This is a genomic window from Citrobacter sp. MNAZ 1397 (assembly GCF_023613995.1).
Taxonomy (GTDB): Bacteria; Pseudomonadota; Gammaproteobacteria; order Enterobacterales; family Enterobacteriaceae; genus Phytobacter; species Phytobacter ursingii.
In genome coordinates this window covers 194,519-213,274 of record NZ_JAKIVH010000004.1, presented here as the reverse complement: position 1 = coordinate 213,274, position 18,756 = coordinate 194,519, and the positions used below count along the sequence as shown (strand labels likewise).

The window sequence follows — 18,756 nt, the reverse complement described above, 5'->3', positions numbered from 1 at the left end:
GGAATATAAATGAAATCGATACTATATTATTTGGATCCGCGTACAGAATTAAATGATAAAATGTTCAGGTATTCGACTTTGCGCTCGTACCTACTACCTGAAATTCAAGGTCTAAAAAAGGCTGACCCATCACTTGAAGTGAAAATTATTCTTTCAAAAAACATTTTTACACAAGCTATAAAGAATGGTCTAAAATTTGATGACGTAGAATGCTTTATTGTTGATGAGGATTTTTTTGAAAGTAGGCTGTCACAAGATAATTGTAGTACCAGCATTTCTTTATATCATAATACCCTGAATGAAAAAGATAATAATGTAATCAAAGGTATTATTCGTGAGAGCATTCCTGAGAGTTATTACCCTGATTTAATTATTTCTTATGAAAGCCCCGCTCCATTCTTGAAAGAAATGTATCCCGATGCACTTCTACTCAATTCAATGTTTGGGATTTTCTCTCGCGCACCTTATCCGGCCTATGGCCTTTTAGATCCTTGCGGGCTATATGAATATTCATATCAATATAAATATGCTGAACGGATTCGCCAGGAGAAAATAAGTAGTGATGAGCGTGACGTTATTAATTTATTACGAAACCAGACGACTGAAAGTTTAGCAACTCATCATCCGTTGAAGAAGTATATCTCCTCACTGTATGAGAGATTTGACAGATTGATCGTACTGGCATGTCAGGTTGATAATTATTTCTCCTATAATGGTTGTACTCAATATGCTAGCCAGTTTGAAATGGTCAAAGACGTTCTGGCTCATACTTCTGATAAAATAGGCGTAATTGTTACTGAGCATGGGTATAAACGGCAAATAAATGATGAGCAACTAAAATATCTGTCAGATAATTTTTCTGGATTTATATATTTCTCAGAGAAAGATATGCCCACACCTACACAGTTCATTTTACCTTATATTGATGGGGCATTATCCGTTTCGTCGTCTATAGGTTATCAAGCTGCATTGTGGCAAATACCTTATTTTGGTTTGGGATGCTCTCAAGTTGATATATTTTCCTCACATAATTCAATACAAGATTTTTTCAGGGATGTAAACATTGGGGAAAAATATGATCGTGATAATATAATATATACTTTACTATCTAAAATACATCTATCGCACAAAAATGATTTATTCGATGGTGATAAATATATAATCATTTTAAGGCGCTTATTTTCAAAGTTTAAAGCTAAGTGTGATGAATATGACTATTTTAGTGATAAAAAAGATATTGAAGATATCAGAAAGGATATTGTTTCTGGTAACAGAGATTGGTTATTAAAGAAAACACTTGTTGAATGCGACATTACTCCTGATGTGGATCATCTTCGGGTTGCTATGTCGCATGCCAGAGCTGTTTCATACGATTTATTTGATACATTAGTTGAGCGCGATTTTGTTGAACCTCATGAATTATTTAATCTGATTGAGCCAAGAATTAGAAAAGTATTAAAAAATAAAAATTTTCCTTTCTATTACATCAGGCGGCAAGCGGAAATCGATCTTCGTCGAGAATCAAGAGGTGAATTTGAGATCACTCTGGATGAAATTTATAACAGATTCCCTCGATATTTCGATTTATCGGTGCCTGAACTTAATATCATAAAAAATATTGAAATCGAAGCTGAGGTTGAATTAGTCCATCCTAAAAAGGAAATGATCCGGGAATTTTATTTTTCACAAATCATATGCGAAAGCGTATCCATTATAACAGACATTTATTTATCGCGAGATATAATCGAACGGATATTAGAAAAAGTAAATATTCGCGGATATGATAAATTATGGGTCTCTGCAGAAACAAAAACAAGAAAACATAATGGGACTATTTATCCTGATTACTTGAACTATATCAAAAAATATCACTCTATTTTACCTGCACAGGCTCTCCATATCGGCGATAACAATCAGGCTGACGGAGAAATGGCAAAAAAGAATGGAATGAAGTCATATGTATTTCCCAAGGCAATTGATAATTATAAAAAGTCGCGTATTGCTGACGTTATGCGCTCAAGCCTTAATAATTTAGGGGTTTCTAGTTCGGTAATCAATGGTATGTTCGCAAACAAGTGTCATGCTGGACACTGGTTTAAAATAAACAAGGAATCTGTTTTTAATGCAGATGAATATAATTATGGATATATGGCAATAGGGCCATTAGTTACCGGTTTTACTCAATGGCTATACCGTAGAGTCAGAAGATTAGGAATAAACAAAGTCTATTTTTTGTCCAGAGACGGCTGGATCTTAAAGCAAGCGTTTGATTTTTACTATCCGGGTAATCTATCTGACATAAAAACCGAGTATTTATACAGTTCTCGAAGAACAGCAATGGTCTCTTCTATTCGTACAATCGAAGATATTATCGAAGTCGCATCACAAAACTTTAATGCACGAAGACTTAGTGATTTTCTTTCCTCGCGATTTGGTTTAAATATAGATGACATCGATCAAACTTATTTGAATAAATATAATTTTAAAAAAGATAGTATGGTTTCACCATATTTTGAATTTGGGAAGTTAATTTCTTTCTTGACAGATATTCAATATCTTATTTTTGCTAATGCCGAAGAAGAACGCGAGAGTTATAAGGACTATTTAAATGATATTGGCTTTATTAATGATTGTTTAAATGAGAATACTGCTGTTGTCGATATTGGCTATAGTGGTTCAATGCAATACTACCTTAAGAAGGTTATTCAATGTGATAGTTTGCACGGTTTTTATTTTTTAACCCATCATCATAGCCGCGATTATTTTGATAATGACCATTTTGAGGGCTTCTTACAAAATTTAGATGACCATAAAATTGCTTATCGACATGGATTGAATGATCACGTTTTTATTTTTGAAGCTGCTTTAAGCTCTCCGGAAGGAAGTCTTATAAAAATGCAAGGTAAAGGCAATAACCGAAAAATGGTGTTCTTAGAAGCAGAAGAAGAAGTGATCAGAAGAAAGGCTTTACTGAGGACCCACCAGGGAGTTTTAGATTTCGTGACAGACATTAAGATTAGGTTTGGATCATACTTTAATTATATTGAGTTCTCATCCATTCTTTCTTCACAAATCATATTGAACTTTGCCAATAACCCTAATGGAAAAGACGCCGGAATGTTTTCATCACACGAAGTCGAAAATGTTTTTGGGGGAGGATCCGTGTGTTTAATATCTCCGGTACTTGATAGTTATAAAGACGCAAAAGGCTCAATTGATCCAAAAATTATTGAGGAATTGCTCAAGTGCTCAAAATGGAAAAAAGGTGCTTCTGCTTACTATAATTATGTCATGGGAAATAACTCTGGCACTGGCATTAATAATGTTTCCGTTGCGGGTCCCGCCACTGTTGCATCGAAAAAATCGACATATGCGCATCCAATTAAAACCAGTAAGCAAAGAAAGTTTTCTAAGTTCATCAAAGATCCGTATTCTTTCTTTAATGATTCCAAAAAATCTTACTTAAAAATTCTTCGGGTCTTTTTTAAATATAAAAAAAGATTTAATTAAAAAATCTATTTTTTATAAGGGGATTTATTTTAAAGATACTATGCTGGTTGAGCATGGTATCTTTATATAAAAATTATTGTAAGTGAGTTTCTGTTTTTTTATGTTTAATTTTATTATTTCTTTAGACTGTTATCATGACATTGCAATATGGGCTTTTCAGGGAGTATAGAATATGGAGTGCATGATGGAAAAAGAAGTAAAGGACTTTGAAATCGGTCCTGTTGGTGATTTGCATCGGGATTATTATTTATGGCGGGCTAAAGACATTCAGGACAAACGGTTGTTTGTTGTTTTTTCTTCCAGAGGGGCGGGGCCCGGAAATTTTAGTTTTTACAAAACATTTGAAAGATTGAATGTTAATGTATTACATATAACACCTTCTGATTTTTCCTGGTATCAAAACGGTTTAGTTAGTCTGGGAGATGATTTACCAACCGCATTCAAGGCCTTATCTGAGAGGCTGGATAGTTTTTGCCTTAGCCATCATATACACGAAGTTATTTGTTTAGGGGCATCTATGGGCGGATATGGTGCTTTAGTCTATGGAGCGCTCTCAAGCCGCAAGGTAAATACAACTCTTATTTTATTTGGTACTGAAACAGTGCTGAAATTGCCCTATTCAAAAAGTGCTGAGAATCATTTTGAAGTATTAGACAAATTTAAAGATATCAGGTATTTGGACTATTCCGGTCTTGATGTTAATATGATATTTGGCGAGTTTGATATCGTAGATTCTTTTTGTGCATTATCAATGAAATATGATAAAAATTTTTCATTATATTCCTGTGCTTGTGCTGCACATATTGTACCTGAGTACTTAAATGCGCAGATTGGTATCGTTAATTTCTTTAATGAATTTCTATCGGGGGGGAGATCATTTATCGGACGAGGCCACATGGCTACTGAACTGTATCCAGAAGATATTTATCCTTTATTGTTCGATGCTCCATTTAGTGAAAATTATAATAAGGCAATTAAGCGTTGTATCGAAAAATATCCTGCTTATGGCTTTGCCTGGAACAGGCTTGGAGTCTATTTGCATCAAAATGGAAAGCTAATGGATTCTCTGGAAGCCTTAAAGAGATCCCATCTCATTCATCCTGCTTATCAAAATACACTTGAGCATTTGAAAGCTGTACGAACAAAACTAAAAGCAACAATGAATTAATTGCGCTTAAAAATTTTTAACGCCTTTTTTTATTTTATGGGCATGTTAATTCTTTTACTATGCCGGTGCTTTTCGGGTTTTATTACTTGCCTCAGTCTATCTCCGCCATAATACACCGCATTAATCTGTGTATTCTCCAGCAAATACCCCCGGAACTTCTTAAACAACGTCATATCCGGCCTAAAGTCCGCCGTCCAGAACTGGTGCAAATGTCCCTGATACGTCATTCCTTTGATGTCGTACAGGGCATTGCCCATCACTTTCAGCGGCTTGTTATGGATCAGCGCTGAAATCCCCGCCGTACTGTTAATCGTCACCACGGCTTTGGCATGTGTCAGTAATTCCGGCATCGGCAAATCGTGCACATATATTACGCGATTGGTCACGCCATACTTCTTACTCAGTCGCTTAATCAGTGGCCGGTACAGACGATGACCGCGATCCATCGGGTGGTGCTTAATGACCAGCACATCTTCCTTAGGTGCTTTGCGTGAAAACGAGAAGATAACGTCATTAATATAATCCCGGACATCAGTGTATGGGCTATGGTTGCGAATCTGACTATCGTTATAGACCTGCAAAATCGCAAGATAATAGCGGTGATTGAGTGTCGTCTGCAGCGTTTCCATTACATCTCGTTGTTTCCAGCCATACCATTGCTTACGCCACCACGCACGCACCCAGCATTTTGCCTCGTACCAAGGCGAAAAAGATTTATGATGTCGATAGTGACTGAACTCATGGCGATAACGCCAGCCGACAAGGTAATACCCTATCGCATGGATGTAGCGCAGAGCAGAGGATGGTTTTAGCGGCTGGGGTTCTGATGGCGGGAAATCGGGCAAGCTCCGGTAAAAATCAGGATCGCGGGGCAGGGGAGAGAAAGCGTTCACTCCGCCTTCTTCGAGGGTAATAAAATGGGGACGCAGATAGCCCTCCTCGAAAGCCAGAAAACGAATACCTTTCGCTTTGGCCCAGGCGTGTGCCGCTCTGTGTAATGGTCGACAATCACCGAAGCACAAGATTGTATCGAACGAATAATTCTTCCACGTCTCTTTCAGCCAGGTCGGGAATTCCTTCGGGGTTTGTCTATAGGTAAGAAATTGACGGTGTCGACAATAGAATCGATCGCCGCCATTAAATACAACGTTCACCGCCTCGCGTTCCAGCGTCTCCAGCCAGTTGGCGACATCATTGAAGAAAGGCCCCATCGGTCCTTGCAACAGCAAGTATTTTTTCCCCGCAAGTAATGTCTTAACGGAATTGTTTTGCATCATCGTCCATGAGTCCAGGGTTAACGCTAACCAAAGCGAACGTTATAAAACATCAATAACTTGCGGTACTGTCTGGTTAATCGACCAGTATTCTTCTTCGTGATTTTCATTTCACCGCGAGGGGCGGAACTTAGCCACAGCGCGGCTTCTTCTGCCTGCATCGGTTCCATCCGCTGCGGATGGATATAGGTTGGATACGCGATTAGCGTTTGCCAGACTAAATCCGTAAGCGTGAGCTGGCGGGATCGTCGAGGAATCTGGTGCTCATCCTGTGTGAGCCCCCAACCCGCATAAAAAGGCATGCCATAGCAAAATACGCGCTTACCGTGCATCAGGGCTTCGAAGCCAGAAAGAGAGGTCATGGTATGTAATTCATCTGCGAGTTGGATGCATTGAATAATATCGGCGTCCAGCGCCTGGCAGTCGGCCCAGCGGCTGACATCTTCTGCTGCAACTTGCCCTTTGCGATTACCTACCAAAACATCCGGGTGCGGTTTAAAGACAATAAATGCACCAGGATTACGCTCGCGTACCGTGCGCAATAAATCCCGATTGGTGTTAACAGACAATGTCCCGGTCAGAATCGAGGCGTCATCTTCCACCTGACCGGGTACCAGAATGACTTTCTTACCGACCGCCCCGGGTGGTAAGTGCCAGTCTTGTCCAAGGTTGTATTTACTGACTTTGTTGTGCACGAGTTGTTGCTGTAGGGCTTGTGCGCGCACCCGTTGACGCTCACTCAGGTTGCTCGCGCTCAGCAGATTTTCCAGATCGCTGGGACGTGATGCGTCGTAATAGATACCGGTTTTATCCAGTACTAAAGACAGTGGCGCAAGCAGATCAGAGCCCAGGCCGGAGGAACGGATAAACCCGTCCTCCATTCGCCACAGTGGAATACGCTGTGCATCTGCCTGCGCCTGCCATTTTTTCTCCCCCCGAGTGCCCCAGGCGATAAGCGCGCTGGCTTGTGTACACTGTTTCGCAAAGCGAACCTGATTCTCTGCTGTTTTCAGGAAAGGTTTGAGAATTGCGGTTTTCCACAGACTCAATCCCGGTGCCCATAGCGTACCGCGACGTACCAGGCTGTGGTTACGCTGTAAGGACAGCCAGTCAACAACGCAGGCCAGCGTTGCTGGTTTTCCGCTTACGGGGTGTCGGTAGCGGCAATAGCGCAAATAGGCGGCGGTAAACAGATTGCTCAGCGTGCAGGGTTGTCGGCGTGCGGCAAGCTTGCTGGCCTTTGGATGACGATCATCTGTGAGTCCCCAGCCCGCATACCATGGCTGCCCAAAGCAGACGACGGGTTTGCCGGCCAGCAACGCTTCAAAACCATACTGCGAGGTGACCACATACACTTTTTGCATGTGCCGCAGCAGCGATTGTGGGCTGACATCTTCGGCAAACATGCGCACACGGCTGTCGGATTTGAGGTTACTAAAATAGCCCGTCTTTTTGCCGCATAGCACATCCGGATGCACCTTCACCCAAATTTCTGCACGCGGATTTTCCTGCTTTGCCGCCTTGAGCATCTGCTGGAAGCTTGCCGGGCCGGCGTTGCCTTTGGTGACAGACATATCGCCAAACGTCTGGTCAATCACCAGCACGGCCTCTGGCATAATATCCGGTACGACAAACGGCGGCGCCTGATTGTATTTCGACAAATCATTGTCGACGATGGCGCGCATCATCGCCTGCGCTTCAGCTGCCAGAGGCTGATTGCCTGCCTTATCTTTGACCAGGCATTCGAGCGTGCTCGGAACCGAAGCGTCGTAATAGATGCCAAAATGATCAACGACGATGGAGAGGGGCGAACAATCCTGAACGCCTAAGCCGAGAGAACGAATAAAACCATCTTCGAGGCGGATGACTGGCAGACCCGCTGATTGCGCCATAGCAACAGGTTTTCGCGCGCTGGGGCGCTGGCCCCAGACGACAACAGCATTCACCTGCGCCGGGATGGTTTTGAAAGGCGAAAGCCGTATATGTTCTCCTGGCAGAAAACTGTCCAGATGCGGAATACGCCAGATCCCTCCGGAGTAAATACCCAGTATGTTTTTCATTCGTTCCATCAATATCAATCCGTTGATTAAAGAAGAAAACGTTTTTACCGCTGCTTGTTTCGCTTTCCCCGGCATGCCGGGGAAAGCATCTTCTACAGAGCTGATTAGATTGTCAGCACAACTTTGGCCGCAACGGCAAGCTGGTAAAGGATGGTCGAAATACCTCGTGTAACTTCGATATTTTTCGATTCGTATTTCGGCAGAACCATAATTTCATCACCGGGCTGCAGTTTTCCTGCATCGTCAGCGCCAACCGACTCGCCGTTCTGGTGAATCACGATAATTTTCGAGTTACCGGATTTTTGCGTTAGCCCGCCACATTTCTTGATGTAGTCATCCGCATCCAACCCGTCCTGCCAGGTGACGGCGTTCGGAAACAACACTTCTCCGTGCACCATAATCAGCGAGGTTTTTTCCGGTATCATGATGACGTCACCATCTTCCAGCAGGACTGAGTCGATGTTGCTTTCATTAAGTACGACCTGCCCTTTCGGAACGACTTCTCGCGCTTTATTGACGAAGCGGCTGACCAGTTGTGCTTCCTGCATACGTAAACGGGCCTCTTCCTGCGTCGAGGATTGTGCAGACAGAGAGGCCTCTTCCAGTTTCTGCAAAGACAGATTCAGCATCTCTTTCTGGCGCTCCGCCACTGACGTTCTGTACAACTGAATAGCCTTCATCTGTGACATGCTATTTGCGCGGATCTGCGACAGGACCTGACGCATAGTCGAGCCGTAGGGCAGAACTATTGCATGCTCGCCGGAATGGGCTCCATCGACACGTACCTGAATGGTGCCTGCATAGCGGTCTGAACTCACAATGAGTCGGTCGCCGTCCTGAAGAGAGCGACCTGGTGCGGAGCTAAGCGGATAGTATTCGCTACGTTTTATGGCGCCTTGCTGACGAATGATGGTCATATGGGTGGCGCCGGGTTTCGGACGCGCCCAGCTGAGTGCCTCTGTAACCGGAATGGTGCTAGTGGCGAACTCAAAGTCGTAACGGTTAAACACATCACCTTCTACGCTAAACGTATGCTGGCGTGGACCAACGACAATGGTATCGCCATCGACAAACTGCGACAGGCCCAACTTACCGTTCAGCAGAAAATCGTACAGGTTCACGCGTGAGATAACCGATTTGCCACGTTTGACGATGATATCAACATAGCTGCCGCGTTCACTGTCGACGCCACCGGCTTTGCTCAGATAAGAGAGCAGGGAGTCAGACGCGACGCCGCCATATAAGCCGGGGCTACGCACGTAGCCGGTCACGAAGACTTTAACCGGCTGGGCCTGCAGCAGAGAGGCATAAACGTTGACGTTAGAGGTATAAACTTCTTTGATCTTACTGGTGACGGTATTGTTCAACTGCGCATTGGTCATACCCGAAACTTTCAGCGGGCCAATATTCGGCAGGAAAATATTGCCTTTCGGATCCACGGTCAGCGCTCCGTCGTACTGGAATGCCCCCCACAATCGAATCTGGATAGTATCGCCGAGACCAATGACATAGCCTGGGTTGAATCCCAGACCTGCGCCTGAGGCCGCGCTGATAGAGGTAAATAGTTGTGCGCCGAACATGCGACTGGGCAGAGCGGCAGCCACAGGTGGCGGTGTGTTGTCAAACCCTGTTGCGTCCTGGGGTTCTTCTGTTTTGCCGGCGATAATCGACGGCAACGGCGACGCCCCTGTCAAATTCGGATCGGCTGTAATAGCAGTCGGACCAGCCGCAAAGACCGTATGGCAGACCAGAAGAAGCAGTGCCGATTTTAATAATTTCATGTTCAACTCTGTAAAATTCACTGTGCGTCCAAAATTAGTCTTTGTGATCTTCAATCACGGCCAGCAGCAATTTGATCGTGCCGAAGAGTAGACAGCAGACTAACAACCAGCTTGCCAGCAGGTAGCCGCTCCTGGGAAAACTGGACTCTTCCGGTTGTTGTGGTGAACTGATAACCGACAACACTTTGAGTTTACGTGCCGCTTCCAGGCGTGTTTTTTCAATGGCTTTGATCGCCATTGTGTAGATTTCGGTATCGAAGGTGACGCGAGCTTTAATCTCGTCAAAGTCAGCCGCCATGCTGTTGAGTTTCTTATCGCCTGGCGCTGTGATTTTGTTCTGTTCTGCATCGATCTGCGCCTGCAGGGCTTTTACTGAATTACGAATGCTAATGACCTGGGGCGCATCTTCACGCAAATAACTCAGTAAATTACGCAGCTCGGCTTCCAGCTCAACTTTTTTACCCTGTAGCGTCATCACCAGCGATGTGGCCGCCGTTGCGGAGACCTCAGGGTCGAGGATGTTGTTCTGATTCTGATAATTCAGTAATTCCGCTTTACTTTTATCCAGGCGAACACGGGCCTGCCGTAATTCTTCCTGGGCGAAGTTCTGCTGGTCTCGGGCGATTTTATGTGAGAGCTCGTTAATAAAACGCTCTGACTCTTTGAGGACTGCTTTATTAAACCGCTGTGAGAACTCTGGTGTAAAACCCTGAGTCTGAATCGTCAGCAAACCGGTTTTGTCGTCAAATACCACAGAAATGCGATCGCGGTAGTAATTGAGGAATTGTTCCGCCGTTGTGTCTTTAGACAGATGATAAATAAAATCCAGCCCGCTATGGCTCCATGCATCGTGAAAATCGAGCTGTTTATCGAGTACTTTCAGCATATCCGCTGAGTTGATGTATTCCTTTAAATAGAGAGAGTCTTCGCCGGAGCTGGAGGTGGAGGCGCCCAGCAGCAATCCGACATTCAGGCCGGAAGCTTCGATGTCGCTGGGACGTTTTACCGCGACCTTCGATTCACTCATATAGCGAGGCTGGCTGAAAATCACCAAATAGATGACGAGTAACGCCATCGGGGCGGCAATAACAATCCAGGCAAGGTGCTGCTGGATCCAGGCAAGGTTAAATTTGGCCGTACATGCGCGTAGCGAGGAGGCCAGTAACTTCACTTTGTGTGTAGACATGTCACTTTCAACGTTATTCCCTCCGGCAAAATCTGCTGATGGGATGACTTATTATTTCGGTATATACAGATGAGGAATTAGTCGAAAATCCTGACTAAACCAATCACATCCTGTGATCCATTGGTAATGAGTAGGGTTGAGATGCGGTGTTTGGTCATCTTTTCTTCTGCATCGATAATCATGGTGTCTTGCGGCATGGTAATCGGATTGCGGGTCATCATGTCTGCTGCGGTACCCTTGACAAAGTCTTCGCATTTTTCCATGTAACGACGCAGATCGCCGTCGGTAATGATACCTGCCAGCTTGCCATTTGCTTTGACGGCTACCATACCCTGACAACCGCTGGTCAGTTCCTGAATGATTTGACGGAAGGTTGCGTCAATATCCACAGAAGGTACATCCGATTGCATCACATCGGTCACGCGGGTCAGCAGGCGACGGCCCAGTGAACCACCCGGATGATAGCGGGCAAAATCGTCGGGTTTGAAATGACGTTTGTGAATAAGTGCAATCGCCAGGGCATCGCCAATGGCCATCGTCAGGGTGGTGGAGGTTGTCGGCGCCAGATTATTAGGGCAGGTTTCACTGACCATATTCAACTCAAGGATGGCATCGGCGTATTTTGCCAGCGTCGAGTGTGCATTATTGGTAATGGCGATGATTTTATTGCCAAAATTTCTTAATGAAGGCACCAGCTTAAGCACTTCATCCGTTTCACCGCTGGCGGAGATCAGCATCAGCACATCGTAGGGGGTGATCATCCCTAAATCGCCGTGGAACGCTTCTGCCGGGTGAACAAAAAAGCTGGGGGTACCGGTTGAGGCGAGGGTTGCAGACATTTTACGTCCGACATGCCCGGATTTTCCCATGCCGGAGACAATCACATGGCCTTTACAGGCCACAATCAGTCTTAATGCGGCGCTGTAGGCTTCCGCATTGATGGCTTCTGCCAGATGGCGGAGTGCGTCACCTTGTTCCGTCAACGTGCTGCGTACGCTGTCAATCAGCGCTTGCTCTTCAGCTTCCGTATTCAAGTCAAAATCCATTTTGTTTCCTGTTGGTAATCTCTACGTGACGGTCCAGACCACCGTTAACAGGCGCACCGTCACAGCAACCGATTTAGGACATACCACTCAGCTGCCATCCATTTTTTAGAAATGCAAATAAATACCCGTCACCGTGGCGGTGACTTTTATGAAGTACATTTGAAACTTACGAATTTGGGGACTGTTTTTATTCCCCTGCTTTTTAGCACAAGCGGCACTTATACACAACATAAACGGATTTGTTGATTTAGTATTAATTGTTCTTACTATCGTCTTTGCATGCATAATATTTTGAAATATATGCTTTTTATGATTTTTATAAAGTGAAGGGGATTTGGCGTGAATGCATTATCCAGAACGATGAAAACGTAATGAGATAATATTTTATCGATTATTTGTATTTATTTTATCAAGTAATTTTGTTTTTACATTCATATTAAAAATATATTTAGGTTGATATGGAATAGTCTGACATTGATATCTGGTTTCCTTTTTCCCATTATTAGCGGTAAAAAAACGCCATCCCGAAGGATGGCGTCTGATTAGGCGTAAAATGCAGGCGAATTAATCGTCCAGGAAGCTACGCAGAACCTCAGAGCGACTCGGGTGGCGCAGTTTACGCAGCGCCTTCGCTTCGATCTGACGGATACGTTCGCGGGTAACATCGAACTGTTTACCCACTTCTTCCAGCGTGTGGTCGGTGTTCATATCGATACCGAAACGCATGCGCAGGACTTTCGCTTCACGGGCGGTCAGGCCAGCCAGAACGTCGTGGGTGGCGGCACGCAGGCTCTCGGTGGTGGCAGAGTCCAGCGGCAGCTCGAGGGTGGTATCCTCGATAAAATCACCCAGATGCGAATCTTCATCATCGCCAATTGGCGTTTCCATGGAGATTGGCTCTTTAGCGATTTTCAGCACTTTACGGATTTTGTCTTCCGGCATCAGCATGCGCTCAGCCAGTTCTTCCGGCGTCGGTTCGCGGCCCATCTCTTGCAGCATCTGGCGGGAGATACGGTTGAGCTTGTTGATGGTCTCAATCATATGCACCGGAATACGGATGGTGCGCGCCTGATCCGCGATAGAGCGGGTGATTGCCTGCCGGATCCACCAGGTTGCGTAGGTGGAGAACTTGTAACCGCGACGGTATTCAAACTTATCTACCGCTTTCATCAGACCGATGTTGCCTTCCTGAATCAGATCGAGGAACTGCAGACCACGGTTGGTGTATTTCTTAGCGATTGAAATAACCAGACGCAAGTTCGCTTCAACCATCTCTTTTTTCGCACGGCGCGCTTTCGCTTCACCGATAGACATACGACGGTTAATGTCTTTCACCTGCTCGATAGTCAGGCCAGTTTCTTCTTCAATCTGCTGCAGTTTTTGCAGGCCGCGCTGAACGTCCTCCGAGACCTCATGCAATTTTTCAGACCACGGTTTGTTCATCGCCAGGGCTGCATTGAACCAGGTTTCGTTGGTTTCGTTGCCAGTGAACAGCGTAATGAAGTTTTTCTTCGGCATTTTGCACTGTTCAACACACAGCTTCATGATAATGCGTTCCTGGGTGCGTACGCGATCCATCATGATGCGCATGCTGTTTACCAGGTAATCGAACTGTTTCGGTACCAGACGGAACTGTTTGAAGACTTCGGAGAGCTTTAAGATCTCTTCCTGCGCTGCTGCGTGACTGCGGCCTTTTGCCTTAATGGTGTCACGTGTTACTTCATACTGAGTACGCAGCTCAGCAAATTTTTCACGCGCCAGCTCAGGGTCGATGCTGTTGTCATCATCGCTGCTGTCATCGCCATCTTCGTCTTCGTCTTCTTCGTCATCATCGTCCAGGTCTTCCTGAGAGAGCTCAGAACCGACGTGGGTCGCCGTAGGCGCCAGATCTTCTTCAGCGTTCGGATCGACGAAACCGGTAATCAGATCGGACAGGCGAGCCTGTTCCGCTTCGACACGATCGTATTGTTCCAGTAAATAGGTGATGGCTTCCGGGTACTCAGCAACGGAGCACTGTACCTGGTTGATGCCGTCTTCAATACGTTTGGCGATGTCGATTTCGCCTTCACGGGTTAACAGCTCAACGGTGCCCATTTCACGCATGTACATGCGCACCGGGTCGGTCGTACGACCGATTTCAGATTCCACGCTGGAAAGCACCTGCGCGGCGGCTTCGGCAGCATCTTCGTCCGCGGTGTTTTCAGCAAGCATCAGATCATCAGCATCCGGTGCTTCTTCCATCACCTGAATGCCCATGTCGTTGATCATTTGGATGATGTCTTCGATCTGATCGGAGTCGACGATATCTTCCGGCAGATGGTCATTGACCTCGGCATAGGTCAGATAGCCTTGCTCCTTACCACGGGTGACAAGAAGTTTCAGCTGTGACTGCGGGTTTTGCTCCATAAGACGGTATCCACACTTAATTCAAGAGGGTTGGTGTCGGTTAGCGAAATTAAAAACCGCCAACTTGGTCTAACGAGGGCTTACTTATATTTTTGCCGCTGCCCCTCAATGCGGCTGTCGGGTGCTTCCCGAACGATTATCGGCACTTAAGCCGTTGAATACTTTATCCTTCACGTTGTCTCTGCGTTAGCTGCGTTCTCTTGCCGCTTTGATACAACCTGAATGATTTTGTCTTTTTATTTCTTCGCCAGTTCCTGGTTTAGTTGCCAGAGCTCCCGGCGTTCTTCGCTGCTTAAACCATGGGTGCGGTCACGAGCTATCAACTCTTCTTGCCGCTGTACAAGCATCGAATCAAACATATGATTGAGCGCGTCGTTGAACGTTTTTTCTGCAATGTCTTTATCTGCTATATCGTCCCACATCGCCAGTTTTTCAAGGGTTGCGGCCTCTTTTGTTCCGCGATACTGTTCCAGAAGCTGCCCTGTGGTTAATCCAGGCTGTGACAAACAAGTGTTGACCAGTTCTGTAAATAAGCCAAGTCCAGCCATTCTGGATTTATCCAGCCCCTCCAGCGGAGGCACTAACGGCGCGAGTTCCGGACTCTGGACCAGTAATCCTATCAGTATACGCATGGTTGTACGTTTTAGCTGAGGCGCCGGCCGGGCCGTGGCATTTTCCGCCTGTTTTGGCATCAAACGATCAAGCTGCGCGTCGTCGAAGATGCCAATTTTATTGCCCAGTAACTGCCTGAGCTGGATACGTAACGTTTCACCCGGCACCTGCGAAATCAACGGCAGTGCCAGCGCGGCAAGTTGCGTTGTCCCATCCGGGGTGGTCAAGTCCGCCTGCGGCAGTAAGCTGTTAAACAAAAACGTGGAGAGCGGCATTGCCTGCTCCATCCGCGCTTCAAACGCTGCTTTGCCTTCCTTACGAACCAGCGTATCCGGGTCTTCGCCGTCCGGAAGGAACATAAAGCGTAGCTGACGCCCGTCGCTCATGTACGGCAATGCGGTTTCCAGCGCACGCCATGCGGCATCGCGGCCCGCGCGGTCGCCGTCATAACAGCAAATGACGTTTTTCGTTACCCGAAACAACAGCTGAATATGGTCTGCTGTGGTCGAGGTGCCAAGTGACGCAACGGCGTAGTTAATACCATATTGCGCCAGCGCAACCACATCCATGTAACCTTCCACGACTAAAAGCCGCTGCGGTTCATCATTGTCCTGCTGCGCTTCATAAAGCCCGTATAACTGGCGGCCTTTATGGAAAATATCGGTCTCCGGGGAGTTGAGGTACTTGGGCGTATCATTACCCAGCACTCGGCCACCAAATCCCATTACCCGACCACGTTTGTCGCGGATAGGGAACATCACCCTTTCGCGAAAACGATCATAACTGCGTCCCTGATCGTTAGTGACCAGCATGCCCGCATCAATCAGAGATTGACGATTTTCCTGGTTTGCACCAAAACGCTTTAAAACGTTGTCCCAGCCGGGAGGGGCGTAACCAATCGCAAAACGGGCGATGACATCGCTGCTTAAACCGCGTCTTTCCAGATACTGGCGCGCCGGTTCAGCCGCAGGTTGCGTCAGGGATTGCTGATAAAACGCACTCAGGCCATCCATCAACTGATAGAGACTTTGCCGCTGGTGGCGCTCTATCTGACTTGGCCCGTTGCCTGCTTCATAGGGCACTTCCAGGTTATGCATGGCGGCCAGTTCTTCGACGGTTTCCACGAACTCGAGTTTGTCGTAGTTCATGAGAAAGTCGATCGCGTTGCCGTGCGCCCCACAGCCGAAGCAGTGATAAAACTGTTTTTCACCGTTTACGGTGAAGGAAGGACTTTTTTCGTTATGGAATGGACAGCATGCGTGCCAGTTCTTGCCCTGCTTTTTCAGTTTCACCCGCGCATCGATCAGATCGATGATATCGGTGCGAGCCAGCAGATCATTGATAAAAACACGTGGGATTCGTCCAGCCATATGCCCCATTCATTTTTAGCAATTCATAAACGAAAATAAGCCGCGCATTCCTTTCGGAAGCACGGCCTTACAACTACAACTCGGTCTGAAATTGAGAGCTAAACTCTCAAAAAACTTAGTACAGACGAGTGCGGCGTGCGTTTTCGCGAGCCAGTTTCTTCGCGTGACGTTTCACAGCAGAAGCTTTAGCGCGCTTACGTTCGGTAGTCGGTTTTTCATAGAACTCACGACGACGAACTTCCGCCAGAACACCTGCTTTTTCGCAGGAACGCTTGAAGCGACGTAGTGCTACGTCGAACGGCTCGTTTTCACGTACTTTAATTACCGGCATGTGCCTCTCACCTTTGATAAATTCGGTTTGCCGCTGGCGTCAACGCCAGCTTATTTCAAAATGGTGCGGAATTTTACTTCAACAGTTGCTGCTTTGTAAAGCACCGCTGCCTTTTTTGAAAGGGACTTTTGTAAGGGTGGGGAGTATACACGAAGTCCTTCAAGGGGGTGAGTAAAGTTTACAACAAGGGGCATTGATCCTACACTGCGCGGCATTGAAGCGAGGTAAAAAAACAGCCATGCGTGTACTGGGAATTGAAACATCCTGCGATGAAACCGGCATCGCTATTTATGACGATAAGAACGGCCTGTTAGCCAACCAGTTGTATAGTCAGGTAAAACTGCATGCCGACTATGGCGGCGTCGTACCTGAACTGGCCTCCCGCGATCATGTACGTAAAACCGTACCGTTGATTCAGGCGGCGCTGAAAGAGGCGGGGCTGATGGCAAAAGATATCGATGCGGTTGCCTATACCGCCGGTCCTGGTCTTGTTGGCGCGCTGCTGGTTGGCGCAACGGTCGGCCGGGCGCTGGCATTTGCCTGGGATGTTCCGGCTATTCCTGTTCACCATATGGAAGGCCACCTGCTGGCACCGATGTTGGAAGATAATCCGCCGCAATACCCGTTTGTGGCGCTGCTGGTCTCCGGCGGCCACACTCAACTGATTAGCGTGACGGGGATTGGCGAGTACCAGTTGCTCGGCGAATCTATTGATGACGCCGCCGGCGAGGCGTTTGATAAAACGGCCAAATTGCTCGGTCTTGATTACCCTGGCGGCCCTATGTTATCGAAACTGGCGTCACAGGGTACGGAAGGGCGTTTCGTTTTCCCGCGTCCTATGACGGACAGACCCGGTCTTGATTTCAGCTTCTCTGGTCTGAAAACCTTCGCGGCAAATACCATTCGTGAAAATGAGCCGGATGAGCAAACGCGTGCCGATATCGCGCGTGCCTTTGAAGACGCCGTGGTTGATACGCTGATGATCAAATGTAAACGTGCGCTGGACCAAACCGGATTTACCCGTCTGGTCATGGCGGGAGGCGTTAGTGCAAACCGTACGCTTCGCGCAAAACTGGCTGAAATGATGAAAAAGCGCCGTGGCGAAGTGTTCTATGCACGTCCGGAATTTTGTACCGATAATGGCGCAATGATTGCCTACGCCGGGATGGTGCGCCTGAAAGCCGGCGGCGTTGCCGGACTTGGCGTGACTGTGCGCCCACGCTGGCCGTTGGCGGAACTTCCCGCCGCGCAGCAGGCGTAATCAATGAAGGGCAGCGTGATGTTGCCCTTTTTTAATGTTTATTCAAGGTATTACGGTATTAGATGCGCTGCCCTTTCAGGTAGAAAACCGTCCGGAAGATATCCGATCATTGCCAGTGGCATGGCTAACTTACTCTGACTTATCGGTCTCTTTTTTCTTTTTCAGTTTGTGCCAGATTTTTGTCTCCTGACGACGCCACAACCGCTGAATATTGTCGTGGTGACGTATCAGGATCAGGCAGGAGAGCATGGCGACCGGAAAGGTAAACTGGGGTTTAAACCACCAGACATAGAATGGCGCAATCAGGGCGCTGACAATCGCGCCTAACGAAGAGTAACCGCTAAGCAGGACGGTCAGTAGCCAGGTTCCCGCCATCACGCCGGTTAAGTCCCAGCCAATAGGCGCAATCGCGCCGAAGGCGGTAGCAACGCCCTTGCCACCCTGGAAATGGAAAAAAACAGGCCAGATATGCCCAAGGCAGGCGGCGATAGCAATAAGCCCTAGCCAGAAGGGGGTAATGCCAAGCGCATAGGCTCCCCAGACCGGCAGCATGCCTTTTAGCACATCAAAAATCAGTACCGTTACGGCTGCTCCTTTGCCGCCAATTCGTAATACGTTGGTCGCCCCTGGGTTGCCCGAACCACTCTCACGTGGGTCAGGCAGACCAGCGATGCGGCAGACCAGAATGGCGCTGGATATTGAGCCGCAAAGATACGCGAGGATGATCATTCCAGGCGCGATTGCACTCATA

At 46.9% G+C, this 18,756-nt stretch carries 12 protein-coding genes; 3 read left to right on the top strand and 9 right to left on the bottom strand.

Features of this window, described 5'->3' with window-relative positions; translation table 11 throughout:
- Window positions 1-9: 9 nt before the first annotated feature.
- Window positions 10-3,510 (top strand): hypothetical protein, encoded by a 3,501-nt coding sequence (locus L2097_RS20545; RefSeq protein ID WP_250353587.1) that lies wholly within the window; start codon window positions 10-12, stop codon window positions 3,508-3,510.
- Window positions 3,511-3,691: 181 nt separating this feature from the next.
- Complete coding sequence (locus tag L2097_RS20540) at window positions 3,692-4,678, top strand: tetratricopeptide repeat protein (RefSeq protein ID WP_250353586.1); 987 nt, start codon at window positions 3,692-3,694, stop codon at window positions 4,676-4,678.
- Between the two features lie 29 nt (window positions 4,679-4,707).
- Here L2097_RS20540 and L2097_RS20535 read toward each other — a convergent pair whose 3' ends face one another.
- From L2097_RS20535 to rpsU, 8 genes are all read right to left on the bottom strand, one after another.
- Window positions 4,708-5,952: a capsule polysaccharide biogenesis protein gene (locus tag L2097_RS20535; protein ID WP_250353639.1), complete on the bottom strand. Its 1,245-nt coding sequence runs from the start codon at window positions 5,950-5,952 to the stop codon at window positions 4,708-4,710.
- 26 nt (window positions 5,953-5,978) lie between these two features.
- The gene (locus tag L2097_RS20530; RefSeq protein ID WP_250353638.1) at window positions 5,979-8,003 is read right to left on the bottom strand and encodes a capsule polysaccharide biogenesis protein; all 2,025 of its coding nucleotides are present in this window, start codon (window positions 8,001-8,003) and stop codon (window positions 5,979-5,981) included.
- 113 nt (window positions 8,004-8,116) lie between these two features.
- Window positions 8,117-9,793 carry a polysaccharide biosynthesis/export family protein gene (locus L2097_RS20525; RefSeq protein WP_250353585.1) on the bottom strand — a complete coding sequence of 559 codons (1,677 nt, stop codon included), beginning with the start codon at window positions 9,791-9,793 and terminating at the stop codon, window positions 8,117-8,119.
- A gap of 34 nt (window positions 9,794-9,827) precedes the next feature.
- Entirely contained in the window at window positions 9,828-10,979 is a 1,152-nt protein-coding gene (locus tag L2097_RS20520) for a KpsE/RkpR family capsule polysaccharide export protein (protein ID WP_250353584.1), read from the bottom strand.
- Window positions 10,980-11,056: 77 nt separating this feature from the next.
- Window positions 11,057-12,025, bottom strand: a complete 969-nt coding sequence (locus L2097_RS20515) for a KpsF/GutQ family sugar-phosphate isomerase (protein WP_047373067.1) — start codon at window positions 12,023-12,025, stop codon at window positions 11,057-11,059.
- 564 nt (window positions 12,026-12,589) lie between these two features.
- Window positions 12,590-14,431 carry an RNA polymerase sigma factor RpoD gene (gene rpoD / locus L2097_RS20510; RefSeq protein ID WP_047373068.1) on the bottom strand — a complete coding sequence of 614 codons (1,842 nt, stop codon included), beginning with the start codon at window positions 14,429-14,431 and terminating at the stop codon, window positions 12,590-12,592.
- Between the two features lie 236 nt (window positions 14,432-14,667).
- Window positions 14,668-16,413 (bottom strand): DNA primase, encoded by a 1,746-nt coding sequence (gene dnaG / locus L2097_RS20505; protein ID WP_047373069.1) that lies wholly within the window; start codon window positions 16,411-16,413, stop codon window positions 14,668-14,670.
- Between the two features lie 115 nt (window positions 16,414-16,528).
- On the bottom strand, window positions 16,529-16,744 hold the full coding sequence (gene rpsU / locus L2097_RS20500; RefSeq protein WP_001144069.1) for a 30S ribosomal protein S21: 216 nt from the start codon (window positions 16,742-16,744) through the stop codon (window positions 16,529-16,531).
- 238 nt (window positions 16,745-16,982) lie between these two features.
- Between rpsU and tsaD the strand changes: the two genes are divergently transcribed.
- On the top strand, window positions 16,983-18,005 hold the full coding sequence (tsaD, locus tag L2097_RS20495) for a tRNA (adenosine(37)-N6)-threonylcarbamoyltransferase complex transferase subunit TsaD (protein ID WP_047373070.1): 1,023 nt from the start codon (window positions 16,983-16,985) through the stop codon (window positions 18,003-18,005).
- Between the two features lie 129 nt (window positions 18,006-18,134).
- Here tsaD and plsY read toward each other — a convergent pair whose 3' ends face one another.
- Window positions 18,135-18,755, bottom strand: coding sequence for a glycerol-3-phosphate 1-O-acyltransferase PlsY (gene plsY, locus L2097_RS20490; RefSeq protein WP_047373071.1), 621 nt, complete (start codon window positions 18,753-18,755; stop codon window positions 18,135-18,137).
- Window position 18,756: the final 1 nt, after the last annotated feature.